Below are 14248 nucleotides of genomic sequence, written 5' to 3' on the forward strand. Positions count from 1 at the left end.
GGTCAGTGTGCATGAAGGACACCTGCGGCGACCAGGGTCCTCGGGCACCCCGCACGACTAGGCTGCTCAGCGTGCTCGAGGGCTTGGTCGCTGCCGCCGGGGCCGCCCTCTGCTACGGCGTGGCCTCGGTCCTGCAAGCCCTGGCCAGCCGCAGCACCGACCGGGTCGAGGGGCTCGACCCCCGGCTGCTGGTCCGGCTGCTGCGCTCCTGGAGGTACCTCCTCGGCGTCGGCCTGGACGGGCTCGGGTTCCTGCTCAGCCTGGTGGCGGTGCGGAGCCTGCCGCTCTTCGTGGTGCAGTCCGTGGTGGCCAGCTTCCTCGCCGTCACCGCGGTGCTGGGCGCGGTCTTCCTGCGGATGCCGCTGCGCCGGGCGGACCGGCTCGGCCTGGCGGTGGTCGTGACGGGGCTGGTGCTGGTCGGCGCGTCGGCGACCGAGGACCGGACCGTGGACGTGACCCGGAGCGAGCAGTGGGGGGTGCTGGTGGCCGCCGTCGCGCTCGGAGTCCTCGCCGTCCCGCTGGGCAGGCTGAGCGGCCCGAGGGGCGCCACCGCCCTGGGGGCCGTCGCGGGCCTGTCCTACGGGGTGACCGCGGTGGCCTCCCGGGTCCTTCCGGGCGACCTCTCCCCCGGCCACCTCCTCCAGGAGACGGGGCCGCTCCTCCGCAGCCCCGCGACGTACGGCCTGGTGGTCGCGGGCGCCGTCGCGATGCTCACCTACTCTATCGCCCTGCAGCGCGGGAGCGTCACCCGGGCGACCGCCCCGCTGGTGGTCGGTGAGACCGTGGCGCCCGCCCTGGTCGGGCTCCTGCTGCTCGGCGACCAGACCAGGGCGGGTTGGGGTCCGGTGGCCGCGGCCGGGTTCGTGCTGTCCGTCGCCGGGGCCGTCAGCCTCGCCCGGCACGGCGAGGTGGAGACTCCTGCGGAGGTGGACCGGACGGTGACGTAGGGTGCTGTTGCAAACCGTTCGCAACAAGGGGCCCCTTCCATGCGTCGCACCGGCACCACCCGTCACCGCGCCATTCTCCTGACGGTCCTCGCCTCCTCGGCCCTGGTCGGCTGCGGCAGCAACGAGACGACCTCCGCCGAGGAACCCCCGACCGAGCTGCGGCTGGCGATCGGCGGCGAGTCCGAGGAGGGCTTCGACCCCACGCTGGGCTGGGGGCGCTACGGCGCTCCGCTCTTCCAGTCCACGCTGCTGACCCGCGAGCCCGACCTGGGGGTCGGACTCGATCTGGCCACGGCGTACGAGGTCAGCGACGACGGGCTCACCTGGACCGTCGACCTCCGCCCCGACGCGGTCTTCACCGACGGTGAGCCGGTGACGGCCGACGACGTGGCCTACACCTTCAACACCGCCGCCGAGCAGGGCGGCCTGACCGACGTCACCGCGCTCGACGAGGCGGTGGCGGTCGACGCGGACACCGTGGAGCTCCGGCTCCGCGAGCCCAACAGCACCTTCGTCAACCGGCTGATCAGTCTCGGCATCGTGCCCGAGCACGCCCACGACGCCGGCTACGCCCAGGACCCCGTCGGCTCCGGCCCCTTCTCCCTCGTCGACTGGCAGCAGGGGCAGCAGCTGGTCGTCGAGCGCAACGAGGACTACTACGGCGAGAAGCCGGCGTTCGAGCGGCTGGTCTTCGTCTTCACCGACGAGGACGCCAGCCTCGCCGCCGCGCGCGCCGGTCAGGTGGACGTCGCCGCGGTGCCCTCGGCCCTGGCCACCCAGGAGATCGCCGGCATGAGGGTGCAGGCAGTCACCTCCCTGGACAACCGCGGTATCGCCTTCCCCACCGTCCCGGTCGAGGGCCGGCGCAGTCCGGCCGGCGAGCCGGTGGGCAACGACGTGACCGCCGACCGCGCGGTCCGGCGCGCCGTCAACCTCGCCGTCGACCGGGAGGCCCTGGTCGAGGGCGTCCTGGAGGGCTACGGCTCGTCCGCGACCGGCCCCGTCGACGGGGCGCCGTGGCACGAGCCGGCCTCGAGCATCGAGGACGACGACGTCGACGCCGCGGCAGCCGAGCTCGAGCGGGCCGGCTGGACCGACGACGACGGCGACGGGGTGCGGGAGAAGGACGGCACCCCGGCCTCCTTCTCCCTGCTCTACCCGGCCGGCGACTCGCTGCGCCAGGGGCTGGCACTGAACGTGGTGGACATGGTGGCCCGCGCGGGCATCGAGATCCGGCCCGAGGGCGTGAGCTGGGACGAGATCTACCAGCGGATGCACACCGACGCCGTGCTCTTCGGCTGGGGCAGCCACGACCCGACCGAGATGTACAACCTCTACCACTCCTCGATGGCGGGGACCGAGTCCTTCAACCCCGGCTACTACGAGAACGCGGCGGTCGACCGGCACCTCGACGCGGCGCTGGCCGCCACCGACCCCGAGGAGGCCAACCGGCACTGGCGCGCCGCGCAGCTGGACGACGACGGCGCCGGCTTCACCGCCGGCGCGGACGCCGCCTGGGCCTGGCTGGTCAACCTGGAGCACACCTACTTCGTCGAGGAGTGCCTCGACCTCGGACCGGCGCACGTCGAGCCCCACGGACACGGCTGGCCGCTGACCGCCGGCATCACCGGATGGCGGTGGGGGTGCTGAGCCTCTCGCCCACGAGGGCCCGCAGGCTGGCCGGACGTGCCCTGCGGCTCGCCAGCCTGATGGCCGCGGTGGCGGTCGGGTGCTTCGCCCTGATGGCCGGCTCCCCGGTCGACCCCGTCGAGGCGTACGTCGGCGCCGACAGCGCCGCGGTCGGCGCCGAGCAGCGCGCGCAGATCGCCGAGCGCTGGGGCTTGGACGACCCGCCGGTGGAGCGGTTCACCGCCTGGGCCGGCAACGTGCTCACCGGCGACCTGGGCACCTCCCAGGTCTTCGGCGAGCCGGTCACCACGGTGATCGGCGAGCGCTTCGCCGCCAGCCTCTCGCTGATGGCGCTGGCCTGGTTGTTCTCGGGTGTCCTCGGCTTCACCCTCGGCCTGGCCGCCGGCGCGCTCCGCGGACGGCTGCCCGACCGGGTGCTCACCTGGTGGGCCTACACGCTGGCCTCGGCTCCGACGTTCTGGATCGGGCTGCTCCTGCTCTACGTCTTCTCCGTCTCGCTGCAGTGGACGCCGGTCTGCTGCGCCGCCCCGATCGGCACCCTCCCGGGCGAGGCGTCCCTGGCCGACCAGCTGCACCACCTGCTGCTGCCCGCGCTCACGCTCAGCGTGGTCGGGATCTCCCCGGTCCTGCTGCACACCCGGCAGGCCACGATCGAGGTCCTCGCCAGCGACCACGTCGCGTTCGCCCGGGCCCAGGGCGAGCGGCTGCCCGGCCTGGTCCTGCACCGGGTCGCACGCAACGCGGCCGGTCCGGCGCTGATGCTGCAGTTCGCCTCCGTCGGTGAGCTCTTCGGCGGCTCCGTGCTGGCCGAGCAGGTCTTCACCTACCCCGGGCTGGGTGAGGCGACGACCACGGCGGCGCTGCGCCAGGACGTGCCTCTGCTCCTGGGCATCGCCCTGTTCACCGCGGTGCTGGTCTTCGCCGGCAACGCGCTCGGCGACCTCGCCCACCGGGCCGCCGTCCCCCGCACGAGGCAGGCGTGGGCATGACGGCCGGCGACGCCTCCGGACTCCTCGGGACCGCCAGCGCACGGGCCCCGCGCTGGGGCGACCGACGCACCCGCACCCTGGTCAGCCTCGGGGTCGCGCTGCTCGTCGTGGTCGCGGTGGTCGTGGCCGGCACCCTGGCCGCGGGACCCGCCCAGCTCACCGACCTGTCCGAGCGCAACCAGGGCCCCTCGCTGGACCACCTCTTCGGCACCGACCGGCACGGTCGGGACCTGCTGCTGCGGACCCTGGTCGGGCTGCGGCTGAGCCTGCTGGTCGGGACGCTCGCCGCCGCCCTCTCGGGCGTGATCGCCCTGGCGCTCACCCTGCTCGCCACGGCCGGCGGCCGGTACGCCGCCGCCGCGGTCACCTGGCTGGTCGACCTGTTCCTGGCGCTCCCGCACCTGGTGCTGCTGATCCTGCTCGCCTTCGCCCTCGGCGGCGGGACGGAGGCGGTGGTGCTGGCCGTGGGGCTGACCCACTGGCCGCGGCTCACCCGGGTGCTGATGTCGGTCGGCCGGGAGACGGTGACCGGGGACTTCGTGGCCGCCTCCCGGGCCCTGGGCCACGGCCCCTGGCACGTCGCCCGCCGGCACGTCGCGCCGCACCTGGTGCCGCACCTCAGCGTCGGGGTGGTCCTGATGTTCCCGCACGCGATCCTGCACGAGGCCGCCCTCTCCTTCCTGGGCCTCGGCGTGGATCCGGGTCTGCCCGCGGTCGGCGTGCTGCTCGCCGAGTCGATGCGCTCGCTGTCGGCGGGCCACTGGTGGCTGGCGCTCCTGCCCGGCGTGGGACTGCTGCTGGTGGTCAAGCTGGTCGACCGGATCGGCGAGGACCTGCGCCTGCTGCTCGACCCGAGGAGTGCACACCTGTGAGCGTCCCTGTGAGCGTCCCCGTGAGCGTCCCCGTGAGCGTTCCTGCGACCGCCGAGCGCCTGCCTGCCCACGACACGGCCCCCGACCCCTCACCCCGTCCCGGACCCGGCGAGGAACCCACCCGGGCCCCGCTGCTGGAGGTCGAGGACCTGGTGATCCGGTTCCAGCAGTACGAGCGAGGGCTGCGGCGCCGCGTCGTCACCGCCGTGGACGGGATGTCCCTGACCGTGCGCGAGGGGGAGGTCGTGGCGCTGGTGGGTGCCAGTGGCGCGGGCAAGAGCCTGCTCGGCCATGCCGTCCTGGGTCAGCTGCCCCCCAACGCCCACGAGCAGGGACGCATCAGCTGGCGCGGCGACGACGTCGACCTCCGGGCCCGGCGCCGGCTGGCCGGCCGCCACACCGCCCTGCTCCCCCAGTCGCTGACCCACCTGGACCCCACGGCGACGGTGGGTGCGCAGGCCCGGCGGAGCGCCCGGCTGGTCGGTGCGAGCCGCCGCGAGGCTCGCGTGCTGGCGCGCGAGGCGGTGCGTGAGCAGGGTCTGGCCGACAGCGTCCTGGACCTCTACCCCCACCAGCTCTCCGGCGGCATGGGTCGCCGCGTGCTCACCGCGCTGGCGCTGATGGGAGACCCGGCGCTGGTGATCGCCGACGAGCCCACCCCGGGGCTGGGGCCCGAGAGCGTCGCCGCGGTGCTGGACCGGCTGCGCCGGATCGCACGGGCCGGCAGCGGCGTCCTGCTGATCACCCACGAGCTCGGGCCGGCGCTCCGGGTCGCCGACCGGGTGGTGGTGGCCCGTCGTGGCCAGACCGTCGAGCACGCCCCGGCGTCGGCGTTCTGCGACGACGGCGGGCACCTCGTGCACCCGTACAGCCGGGCCCTGTGGCAGGCCCTGCCGCAGAACGACTTCGTGGTGGCACCCGAGGTGGCGTCGTGCTGAGCGGCGAGGACCTGTGGTTCCGTCACCGCCGGCGCGACGCCTGGGTGCTGGCCGGCGTGAGCCTGCACGTCGCCCCGGGTGAGGTCGTGGGCCTGTGGGGTGCGTCGGGCACCGGCAAGTCCACGCTCGCCTCGCTGCTGGCCCAGCACCGCAGCGCGGAGCGCGGCGTGGTGCGCGTGGACGGGGCCACGACACCACCCCGGGGCCGGCCGCGGCCGGTCCAGCTGGTGCTCCAGCACCCCGAGCGGGCGATGAACCCCCGGTGGCGGGTCCGGGACGTGCTCCGGGAGGCCCGCCCCGACGGTGACCTCCTCGCCTGCGCTCCCGACGGGCCGGCGGGCACGCTGGTGGAGTCGCACTGGCTGGACCGGCGCCCGCACGAGATCAGCGGCGGGGAGCTCCAGCGGGTCAACCTGGCCCGGGCGCTGCTCACGGAGCCGGCGTACGTGCTCGCGGACGAGATCTCCTCCAGCCTGGACCCGCTGACCCAGGCGCTGCTGTGGCAGCACCTGCTCGCCCAGGTCCGTGAGCGTCGGCTCGGGGTGCTGGCGATCTCGCACGACCAGCCCCTGCTGGACCGGGTCGCCGATCGCGTCGTCGCCCTCGCCGGAGCCGACCAGGCAGCCCGAGACGCAGCCGCAGACGCAGCAGCGGCCGGCTCCCAGAAGCCGACCGCCACCTCCCTGCACCGAATCACCTGAGGAAGGCGTACTTCCTCACCATCGGCAGGCGCTCCCAGGCGGCACCGAGGCCGAGGTAGCGTCCCGCGCCCATCAGGGCCAGGAGCACCAGGACGCCGGCGTAGACCAGGTGGTCGTCCATGAACGGGTTGTTGTCCAGGGGCAGCGCCGCCGCCCACATCAGCACCATCATCACGGAGCCGGAGGCCGCGGCCAGGCGGGTGAAGACCCCGAGCATCAGGGACAGACCGATGCCGAGCAGGCCCGCCATGAAGAGCCAGTCGGCCCAGGCGTGACCGGCCATCGAGTTGAAGAAGCCGGCGAAGGGGCCTTCGGTGCCGCTCAGGAAGCCGGTCGTCGGGCTGCCGCCTTCGAGCCAGGCCCGCTCGGCGGGGGTGGCGAAGCCGAGACCGATCAACTTGTCCAGGAAGGCCCAGAGGAAGACCCAGCCCAGGGAGAGCCGGAGGAGTCCTGCGGTGACCGCGACGCCGACCGGGTGGCGGCGGGCGTGGGCCTGGTCCGCGTCGTCGTGGCCGATCATGTGGGCGACGATCTCGCTGAAGGCGTGGTGGGTGTGGGCCTCTCGAATGCTGTGGCTGACGTTCATGACGTGCCTCCGGGCGGTGTGCGGCCGGCGTGTCGAAGGACCCTGTGTCCTCCACCGGAGCACTTTCTTTCACTCCCCACCCTGCTCCTGCGCAGGCTCCACGTCAGCAGTTCGGGGCCGTGTCCTGGTGTCTGTCGCGTCACGCAGGACAGCCTGGCCTGGGCCCCGGTCCCGGGACGGACGCCTGGTCGGACGGGGGTCGGGCGCGAGGTGAGGGCATGGGCCCTGGACCTCCGGGTACGGAACCCGAGGCCCCGGTCACCGTCCGGGGCCGCACGCACCTCCCGAGGAAAGGAACACTCGTGTCCGAGCTCCTGGACGAGAACGGCAAGAACCACAAGCGCGTCGCCTTCCTGACGGCGACCGAGGGCATCGAGCGGGTCGAGCTGGTCGAGCCCTGGGACGCGGTCAAGGACGCCGGCCACACGGCCGTGCTGATCTCCACCGAGAGTGGCGAGGTGCAGACCTTCGACCACCTCGACAAGGCCGAGACCCGTCCCGTGGACGAGGTCGTCGGCGACGCCGACGTGGACGCCTACGACGCCCTGGTGCTGCCCGGCGGGGTGGCCAACCCCGACGCGCTGCGGATGGACGAGCAGGCGGTCGCCTTCATCAAGGCGTTCGTGGCCTCCGGCAAGCCCGTCGCCGCCATCTGCCACGCCCCCTGGACGCTGGTGGAGGCGGACGTCCTCAAGGGCCGCACCCTCACCTCGTGGCCCAGCCTGCAGACCGACATCCGCAACGCGGGCGGCCAGTGGGTGGATGAGAAGAACGTGGTCGACGGCAACCTGATCACCAGCCGGAACCCCGACGACATCCCCGCCTTCATCAGCGCCCTGCTGGAGGCCCTCCAGCACGGGGTGGACTCCGCGGCACCCACCGCCTGAGGAAGAGGGAAGGCACGAGGACCTACGCTTGGCCCGTGCCTCTCCTCCCCCCGCCCGATCCGTCCGTCCGCCAGCTGGCCGCCGACCGCCTGGCCGCCCTGGCCACGCCCCCCGGGGCGCTGGGGCGCCTCGGGGACCTGGCCTGCTGGTTCTCCGCCACCCAGGGCTCGGTGCCGCCGCCGCCGCTGGAGCGGGTCCGCCTGGTGATCTTCGCCGGCGACCACGGCGTCGCCCACCACGGCGTCTCCGCGTTCGGCCCCGAGATCACCGCGGCCATGGTCCGCACCTTCCTCGCCGGCAAGGCGGGGGTGAACGCCCTGGGCCGCGCCCACGGGGTCGACATCCGCGTGCTGGACGTGGCGGTCGACGACGACCTCGAGGGCGTGCCCGCCGAGGTCACCGCGCGCAAGATCCGGCGCGGCAGCGGAGCCCTCCACCTCGAGGACGCGCTCTCCTCCTACGAGACCCAGCGCGCGCTCGCCCTCGGCCGCTCGGTCGCCATGGAGGAGGTGGGCGCCGGCGCGCAGCTCCTGCTCAGCGGAGACATGGGGATCGGCAACACCACCCCCGCCGCGGCCATGGTCGCCGCCGTCCTCGGCGTCCCCGCCTCCGAGGTCACCGGGCGCGGCACGGGGCTCGACGACGACGCCCTGGCCCACAAGGAGCGGGTGATCGCCCAAGCCCTGGAGCGGGCCGGCGGCCGCGTCCAGGACCCGGTGGAGATCCTCACCGCCCTGGGCAGCGCCGACCTGGCGGCCACCACGGGCTACCTCGTCACCGCCGCCGAGCTCGGGATCCCGGTCCTGCTCGACGGCCTCATGTCCGTGGCGTGTGCCCTGGTCGCGGAGGCGATGGCGCCGGGCGCGGCCACCTGGTTCCAGGCCGGCCACCGGTCGACCGAGCCCGCCCAGCAGCTCGCGCTGGCCAAGATGGGACTCGACCCCCTGCTCGACCTGGGCATGCGCCTGGGCGAGGGCAGCGGCGCGGTGACGGCGGTGCCCGTGCTGCGCAGCGCGGTGGCGCTGCTGCGCGACGTGGCGCTGCTCGCCGACCTCGCCCCCGATGCGTGACGGCTGGCTCCTCGCGGTCGGCACCCTGACCGTCCTGCCCGTCCCGCCGCCACGGACGGTGGACCGGGCGAGCGCCCGCACCGCGGTGCTCCTCGCCCCCGTCGCAGTGCTGCCGCTCGCGGGCCTCGCCCTCCTCGTGGCGTCACTCGGGCACCTGGCCGGGACCCCCAGCACCGTGGTGGCACTGCTCGTCGTGGCCTCGCTCGCCCTCGGCACCCGGATCCTGCACTGGGACGGGCTCTCCGACACCGTCGACGGCCTCACCGCCTCCTACGAGCGCGAACGGGCGCTGGCGGTGATGAGGTCCGGCACGTCGGGTCCTGCCGGAGTCCTGGCCACGGTGCTGGTCGCGGGCGTCCAGGTCGCGGCCCTCTCCACGCTCCTGGCCCACCCGCGCGGCGCCCTGGTCGCCGCGGTCCTGGTCTGCGTCTCGCGCGGCGCGCTGGCCCTGACCTGCCTGCGCGGCGTCCCGGCCGCCCGCTCCGACGGTCTCGGGAACCCCCTGGCCGGCGTGGTCCCGGTGGCCGGGGCCCTCGTCGTGTGGGGTGGGCTGCTGGCGGCCACCACCGCCGTCGTCGCCTGGTCCGGCGTGGACTGGTGGCGGGCTCCCCTGGCCCTGGGGATCGCGGCGACGGTGGTGCTGGTGCTGGTCCGCCGGGCCACCCGACGGCTCGGCGGCGTCACCGGGGACGTCTACGGCGCCGCGGTCGAGCTCGCGTTCGCGGCGCTGCTGGTCGCGCTGGTCTAGCCGGTCCCTGCGAGCCCGCCGCCGTCAGCACCGGCACCGGCACCGGCTCAGAGCACCAGCACCCGTCCCGCGACCACCAGGTGCACCTGGTCGCAGACCTCCGCCACTCGCTGGTTGGCCGTGCCCAGCAGGTCGCGGAAGACCCGCCCCGAGCGGTGCTCCGGCACCACCCCGAGCCCGACCTCGTTGGTCACCACCACCACCCGGCCCGGGTGGTCCCGGATCGCGGTGAGGACCGGCTCGAGGGCCCCGGTCAGCAGCGCACGCAGGACCTCGTCCGGCTCGTCCCAGGCCGCCGCGGAGTCGACGACGGCGGTGAGCCAGGTGCCCAGGCAGTCGAGGAGGACGGTCGCCGAGCCGGCGGCCGCGAGCGCGGCCGGCACGTCGTGCCCCTCCACGGTGCGCCAGGTGCCGGGGCGGCGTTCGCGATGGGCCTCGATCCTGGCGCGCCAGTCCGCGTCCTCGGCGTCCGGCACCGGGCCGGGGGCGACGTAGACGACCGGCTCGTGGGGGGCCGCCAGACGCTCCGCGTGACTGGACTTGCCCGAGCGGACCCCTCCGGTGACCAGCACGGTGCGCCAGGACGGCTGCGGCTCGCTCACGCCCGCTCGGCGGAGGAAGCGGCGGAGTCGGCGGACTCCTCCCCGTGGGTGCCGGGCCGCGGCGCCCACGGCAGCTCCTTGGCCGGCCGGACCACCACGAGCCTGTCCCCGCGGGCCAGCTGGGTGACCACGGGGTCGAAGTAGCGGTAGACCTTCTCGTCGCGGACCACCGCGATGACCTGGTCGGGCAGGCGCTGGGGCTGCTGGCCGACCTCGTTGACCAGCAGGTCGCGCTCGGCCACCTCGAGGCCCTCGCCGTAGGTGAGCAGGTCCTCCATCACCGAGCCCAGCAGCGGGGACAGCGAGGAGAGGCCGAGGAGCCGTCCCACGGCCTCGGAGGAGGTGATGACCGAGTCGGCGCCCGACTGGCGCATCAGCGGCACGTTCTCCTGCTCCCGCACCGCGACCACGATGAAGGCGTCCGGGTTGAGCTGGCGCACCGTCAGGGTGGCCAGCACGTTGGAGGCGTCCAGGTCGGTGGTGATGATCACCTGGCGTGCCTCGTGCACGTCGGCCTGGCGCAGCACCTGGCGACGGGTGGCGTCGCCGGTCACCACGGCCAGCCCGTCCTCGTGGGCGTCGGCCAGCGCCAGCGGGCTCGGGTCCACGACCACCACCGACCCCTTGTCGAGGCCGTTGCTCAGCAGGGTGTGCACCGCGCTTCGGCCCTTGGTGCCGTAGCCGATGACGACGACGTGATCTCCCATGCTCTTCCTCCACCGGGCGACCCGGAACATCTCGCGGCCCTGGGAGGCGAGGACCTCCAGGGTGGTGCCGATCAGCAGCACCAGGAAGGCGATGCGTGCCGGGGTGACGACCAGGGCGTTGATCAGCCTCGCCTGGTCGGTCACGGGGCTGATGTCGCCGTACCCGGTCGTGCTCAGCGTCACCGTGGTGTAGTAGATCGCGTCGAGCAGGCCGACCTTGCCGTCGTGGGAGTCCCGGTAGCCGTCGCGGTCCAGGTAGACCAGGAGGACGGTACCGAACAGGACGGCCAGGGCGGCCAGGATCCGGCGGCCGAGCTCCCACCACGGGGAGCGCTCCGGGTCGGGCAGCGCGACCCGACTCGCTGCGGGACCCGGCTGCGCCGACGGTTGGCTCACCGAGTCAGTCTTTCACGCCCATGCGCACCCGGAGGCGCTGCACGAGCTCGTGGCGTGCCCGCGTCGTGGCGCTCTGCGGGAAGACCGTGTCGAAGGCGGCGTTGACCGCCGCACCGATGAGCACCGCGATGGCGAGCACGTAGAGCCACAGCAGCACCGCGATCGGCGCGGCGAGCGGACCGAAGATCGACTTGGAGTCGGCGGCGGTCACGGTCAGGATCCAGCGCAGCACCCAGGAGCCGACGATCCAGCTCACCAGCGAGAACGTCGCACCCGGCAGGTTGAAGCTCCAGTTCGTCCGCACCGGCACCGACACGTGGTAGAGCGTGGCCAGGAAGCAGATGCAGACCACGATCACGGTCGGCCAGTAGAAGCCCATGAGGAACTGCAGGTCGCCCGGGAGCCACTCCCTCAGCTGACCGGGGCCCAGCACGATCAGCGGGATCGTGACGGATCCGGTGAGGAGCGCGAGCAGGTAGAGACCGAACGACAGGGCGCGGGTCCGCACGATCCCGCGCTCGCCTCCCAGCCCGTGCATGATCGTGATGGTGTCCACGAAGACGTTGAGCGCGCGGGAGCCGGACCACAGGGCGAGCACGAAGCCCACCGAGACCACGTCGAAGCGCCCGGGGCGCAGCACCTGGTCGATGGTGGGCGCGATGACCCCGTCGACCGCCCGCTCGGTGAGCGCCTGCGAGGCGAGCTCGATGATGGCGCGCCGTACGTCCTCCACCTGCGCGGCCGGGTACTGGTCGGAGACGAAGCCGATCGCACCGGTCAGCGCGAAGACCAGCGGTGGCACGGAGAGGATCGCGAAGAACGCCGCCTCGGCGGCCAGTCCGGTGACCCGGTAGCGCATGCACGCGCCGAAGGTGGTCACCACCAGCCGCCACACCACGTCGCGGAGGCCGGTCCACCGGACGGTGGTCCCCGCCCCCCTGGACGGTCGAGTGGGCGGCATGGCCACACGGTATCGACCGGACGCCGTCCATCACCGGACCGACGTGGCTGCGTCTTGGTTGAAAACGCCCCTACCGGGCCCCCTGCCGGTCCTACCCTGTCGGGACATCAGCCGCCGAACCAGACAGGCACCCATGGCCACGCAGGGCAGCACCATCTTCACCGTCGGCACGTTGCTCAACCGGGCCCAGGACCAGGGCACCCCGGTGCGCGTGCTGGTGGAAGGCGTCTGGCTCGAGGGCACCCCGGTCGCCTCCGACGGCCACGGCGTCATCCTGGACAACCCCGCGGACGGCCAGTACCTGGTGCGGACCAACTCGATCACGGTGGTGCTCTACCTCCGCGAGAGCGAGGACCCGGACTCGGAGCCGGCCCGCACCCACGCCCGGGCAGAGCACGAGCCCGCAGCCCGGGCGGGGGCGCCGACCGCGGCCCGTCCCGGCTACGCCCCCAGCGCGCGTCGCGCGGTGGAGGCCGGAGCCGGCACCCCCGACTGACCTCAGGCCAGGTCGAGACCCGGGTAGAGCGGGTACTTGTCCAACAGCTCCGCGCTGGCGTCACGCACGCGGCCAGCGACCCCGTCGGCCAGGGTGTAGGAGGCCTTGGACGCGCCGCCGGCCTTGGTCAGGCCGGCCTCGGTGTTGGCCAGCACCTCGACGATGAGCTCCGCGACCCGGTCGAACTCGGCGTGGCCGAACCCGCGGGTGGTCAGGGCGGGGGTGCCCAGCCGCACGCCGGAGGTGTACCAGGCGCCGTTCGGGTCCGCGGGCACCGAGTTGCGGTTGGTGACCACACCGGCGTCGAGCAGCGCCGACTCCGCCTGGCGTCCGGTCAGCCCGAACGAGGTGACGTCGAGCAGCACCAGGTGGTTGTCGGTGCCGCCGGTGACCAGCTTGGCCCCGCGTGTCGCGAAGCCCTCGGCCAGCGACTTGGCGTTGTCGGCGACCCGCTGGGCGTAGTCCTGGAACTCGGTGGTCCGCGCCTCCGCGAGGGCGACCGCCTTGGCGGCCATCACGTGGGAGAGCGGGCCGCCCAGCACCATCGGGCAGCCGCGGTCGACGTCGGCGGCGAACTCCTCCTGGGCCAGCACCATGCCGCCGCGCGGGCCGCGCAGCGACTTGTGCGTCGTGGTGGTCGTGACGTGGGCGTAGGGCACCGGGTTCTCCTCGCCGGTGAAGACCTTGCCGGCGACCAGGCCGGCGAAGTGCGCCATGTCGACCATCAGCACGGCGCCCACCTCGTCGGCGATCTCACGCATCTTGGCGAAGTTGACCCGGCGCGGGTAGGCGCTGTAGCCGGCGACCAGGATCAGCGGCTTGAACTCGCGGGCCTTGGCGGCCACCACGTCGTAGTCGAGCAGCCCGGTCTCCGGGTCGGTCCCGTACTGCTGCTGGTGGAACATCTTGCCGCTGATGTTGGGCCGGAAGCCGTGCGTGAGGTGGCCGCCGGCGTCCAGGCTCATCCCGAGCAGCCGCTGGTTGCCGAGGTCGTGGCGCAGCGACTCCCAGTCGGCCTCGGTGAGCTCGTTGACGTTCTTGGCGCCCAGGCGGGCCAGGGCGGGGGTCTCGACGCGGTTCGCCAGGATCGACCAGAAGGCCACCAGGTTGGCGTCGATGCCGGAGTGCGGCTGCACGTAGGCGTAGGGGGCGCCGAAGAGCTCGCGCGCGTGCTCGGCGGCCAGCGACTCCACGGTGTCGACGTTCTGGCAGCCGGCGTAGAACCGGTGCCCGACGGTGCCCTCGGCGTACTTGTCGCTGAGCCAGGTGCCCATGGTGAGGAGCACGGCGGGCGAGGCGTAGTTCTCGGAGGCGATGAGCTTGAGCGAACCTCGCTGGTCGGCCAGCTCCTGCCGGGTGGCGGCGGCGATCCGCGGCTCCACCGAGGCGATGACCTCGAGCGCGGAGTTGTAGGCGGTGCTGGTCAGCTCGGAGAGGGAGTCGGTCATGACCCCAGCCTAGTGAGCCCCGGGCCGCGGTTCGGCGGTGACGCCCCCGTGGGGCGCACGAGCTCGCGCTCCGGGTGTGACCTGCACCTCACCCCTCGCGGCGGCAGGCTCCGACCCGCCATCTGGATTCCATAATTTGAGACAGGCGTCCACATGTCGGACATAAACCTTGTGGAGTCCCTGTCCGGCCAATGAGACTCCTTGACATGATCAGCCGCGCCACCCACAAGTTCCTCGTGGTCCGTCGCCA

Annotated in this window: 15 protein-coding genes; 10 read left to right on the top strand and 5 right to left on the bottom strand. The window is 73.6% G+C overall.

Going from position 1 to position 14248, the window contains the following annotated elements:
* Window positions 1–71: 71 nt before the first annotated feature.
* Genes AC4BG9_RS13170 through AC4BG9_RS13195 form a run of 6 tightly spaced genes read left to right on the top strand, consistent with a single transcriptional unit; the run spans window position 72 to window position 6097 of the window.
* Window positions 72–947 (top strand): hypothetical protein, encoded by an 876-nt coding sequence (locus AC4BG9_RS13170; protein ID WP_490571556.1) that lies wholly within the window; start codon window positions 72–74, stop codon window positions 945–947.
* Between the two features lie 39 nt (window positions 948–986).
* Window positions 987–2597 carry an ABC transporter substrate-binding protein gene (locus AC4BG9_RS13175; RefSeq protein ID WP_490571557.1) on the top strand — a complete coding sequence of 537 codons (1611 nt, stop codon included), beginning with the start codon at window positions 987–989 and terminating at the stop codon, window positions 2595–2597.
* Window positions 2579–3586 carry an ABC transporter permease gene (locus AC4BG9_RS13180; protein WP_490571558.1) on the top strand — a complete coding sequence of 336 codons (1008 nt, stop codon included), beginning with the start codon at window positions 2579–2581 and terminating at the stop codon, window positions 3584–3586. The genes AC4BG9_RS13175 and AC4BG9_RS13180 overlap by 19 nt, the downstream gene beginning before the upstream one ends.
* Window positions 3583–4458, top strand: coding sequence for an ABC transporter permease (locus AC4BG9_RS13185; protein WP_490571559.1), 876 nt, complete (start codon window positions 3583–3585; stop codon window positions 4456–4458). Before AC4BG9_RS13180 ends, AC4BG9_RS13185 begins: the two co-directional genes overlap by 4 nt.
* A 32-nt stretch (window positions 4459–4490) precedes the next feature.
* The gene (locus tag AC4BG9_RS13190; protein WP_490571560.1) at window positions 4491–5396 is read left to right on the top strand and encodes an ATP-binding cassette domain-containing protein; all 906 of its coding nucleotides are present in this window, start codon (window positions 4491–4493) and stop codon (window positions 5394–5396) included.
* Window positions 5390–6097, top strand: coding sequence for an ABC transporter ATP-binding protein (locus AC4BG9_RS13195; protein ID WP_490571561.1), 708 nt, complete (start codon window positions 5390–5392; stop codon window positions 6095–6097). The genes AC4BG9_RS13190 and AC4BG9_RS13195 overlap by 7 nt, the downstream gene beginning before the upstream one ends.
* Here AC4BG9_RS13195 and AC4BG9_RS13200 read toward each other — a convergent pair.
* Window positions 6090–6683, bottom strand: a complete 594-nt coding sequence (locus AC4BG9_RS13200) for a DoxX family protein (RefSeq protein ID WP_490571562.1) — start codon at window positions 6681–6683, stop codon at window positions 6090–6092. The two genes, AC4BG9_RS13195 and AC4BG9_RS13200, sit on opposite strands and share 8 nt — an antisense overlap.
* 302 nt (window positions 6684–6985) lie before the next feature.
* Here AC4BG9_RS13200 and AC4BG9_RS13205 point away from each other — a divergent pair, with 302 nt between their 5' ends.
* The 3 genes from AC4BG9_RS13205 to AC4BG9_RS13215 are packed head-to-tail and all read left to right on the top strand — an operon-like array spanning window position 6986 to window position 9388.
* On the top strand, window positions 6986–7570 hold the full coding sequence (locus AC4BG9_RS13205) for a type 1 glutamine amidotransferase domain-containing protein (RefSeq protein ID WP_490571563.1): 585 nt from the start codon (window positions 6986–6988) through the stop codon (window positions 7568–7570).
* Window positions 7571–7605: 35 nt separating this feature from the next.
* Complete coding sequence (gene cobT / locus AC4BG9_RS13210; RefSeq protein ID WP_490571564.1) at window positions 7606–8640, top strand: nicotinate-nucleotide--dimethylbenzimidazole phosphoribosyltransferase; 1035 nt, start codon at window positions 7606–7608, stop codon at window positions 8638–8640.
* On the top strand, window positions 8633–9388 hold the full coding sequence (locus tag AC4BG9_RS13215) for an adenosylcobinamide-GDP ribazoletransferase (RefSeq protein WP_490571565.1): 756 nt from the start codon (window positions 8633–8635) through the stop codon (window positions 9386–9388). Before cobT ends, AC4BG9_RS13215 begins: the two co-directional genes overlap by 8 nt.
* 47 nt (window positions 9389–9435) lie before the next feature.
* On the opposite strand, the gene AC4BG9_RS13220 is transcribed toward AC4BG9_RS13215, so the two are convergent.
* The 3 genes from AC4BG9_RS13220 to AC4BG9_RS13230 are packed head-to-tail and all read right to left on the bottom strand — an operon-like array spanning window position 9436 to window position 12054.
* Window positions 9436–9990 (bottom strand): bifunctional adenosylcobinamide kinase/adenosylcobinamide-phosphate guanylyltransferase, encoded by a 555-nt coding sequence (locus AC4BG9_RS13220; protein ID WP_490571566.1) that lies wholly within the window; start codon window positions 9988–9990, stop codon window positions 9436–9438.
* Window positions 9987–11093: a potassium channel family protein gene (locus AC4BG9_RS13225; RefSeq protein WP_490571567.1), complete on the bottom strand. Its 1107-nt coding sequence runs from the start codon at window positions 11091–11093 to the stop codon at window positions 9987–9989. The genes AC4BG9_RS13220 and AC4BG9_RS13225 overlap by 4 nt, the downstream gene beginning before the upstream one ends.
* Before the next feature lie 4 nt (window positions 11094–11097).
* Window positions 11098–12054, bottom strand: coding sequence for a YihY/virulence factor BrkB family protein (locus tag AC4BG9_RS13230; protein WP_490571568.1), 957 nt, complete (start codon window positions 12052–12054; stop codon window positions 11098–11100).
* A gap of 133 nt (window positions 12055–12187) precedes the next feature.
* Between AC4BG9_RS13230 and AC4BG9_RS13235 the strand changes: the two genes are divergently transcribed.
* Entirely contained in the window at window positions 12188–12550 is a 363-nt protein-coding gene (locus AC4BG9_RS13235; RefSeq protein ID WP_490571569.1) for a hypothetical protein, read from the top strand.
* Window positions 12551–12552: 2 nt separating this feature from the next.
* Here the strand turns inward: AC4BG9_RS13235 and AC4BG9_RS13240 are convergent, their stop codons facing one another.
* Window positions 12553–13998, bottom strand: coding sequence for a glycine hydroxymethyltransferase (locus AC4BG9_RS13240; protein WP_490571570.1), 1446 nt, complete (start codon window positions 13996–13998; stop codon window positions 12553–12555).
* Between the last annotated feature and the right edge of the window lie 250 nt (window positions 13999–14248).

This window comes from Nocardioides sp. Z40_12 (assembly GCF_058215795.1).

Excerpts from the sequence above, each read along its gene's own strand:
- AC4BG9_RS13175 (WP_490571557.1), top strand. The coding sequence starts at position 987 with ATGCGTCGCACCGGCACCACCCGTCACCGCGCCATTCTCCTGACGGTC.
- AC4BG9_RS13180 (WP_490571558.1), top strand. The coding sequence starts at position 2,579 with ATGGCGGTGGGGGTGCTGAGCCTCTCGCCCACGAGGGCCCGCAGGCTG.
- AC4BG9_RS13185 (WP_490571559.1), top strand. The coding sequence starts at position 3,583 with ATGACGGCCGGCGACGCCTCCGGACTCCTCGGGACCGCCAGCGCACGG.
- AC4BG9_RS13200 (WP_490571562.1), bottom strand. The coding sequence starts at position 6,683 with ATGAACGTCAGCCACAGCATTCGAGAGGCCCACACCCACCACGCCTTC.
- AC4BG9_RS13215 (WP_490571565.1), top strand. The coding sequence starts at position 8,633 with ATGCGTGACGGCTGGCTCCTCGCGGTCGGCACCCTGACCGTCCTGCCC.
- AC4BG9_RS13230 (WP_490571568.1), bottom strand. The coding sequence starts at position 12,054 with ATGCCGCCCACTCGACCGTCCAGGGGGGCGGGGACCACCGTCCGGTGG.
- AC4BG9_RS13235 (WP_490571569.1), top strand. The coding sequence starts at position 12,188 with ATGGCCACGCAGGGCAGCACCATCTTCACCGTCGGCACGTTGCTCAAC.
- AC4BG9_RS13240 (WP_490571570.1), bottom strand. The coding sequence starts at position 13,998 with ATGACCGACTCCCTCTCCGAGCTGACCAGCACCGCCTACAACTCCGCG.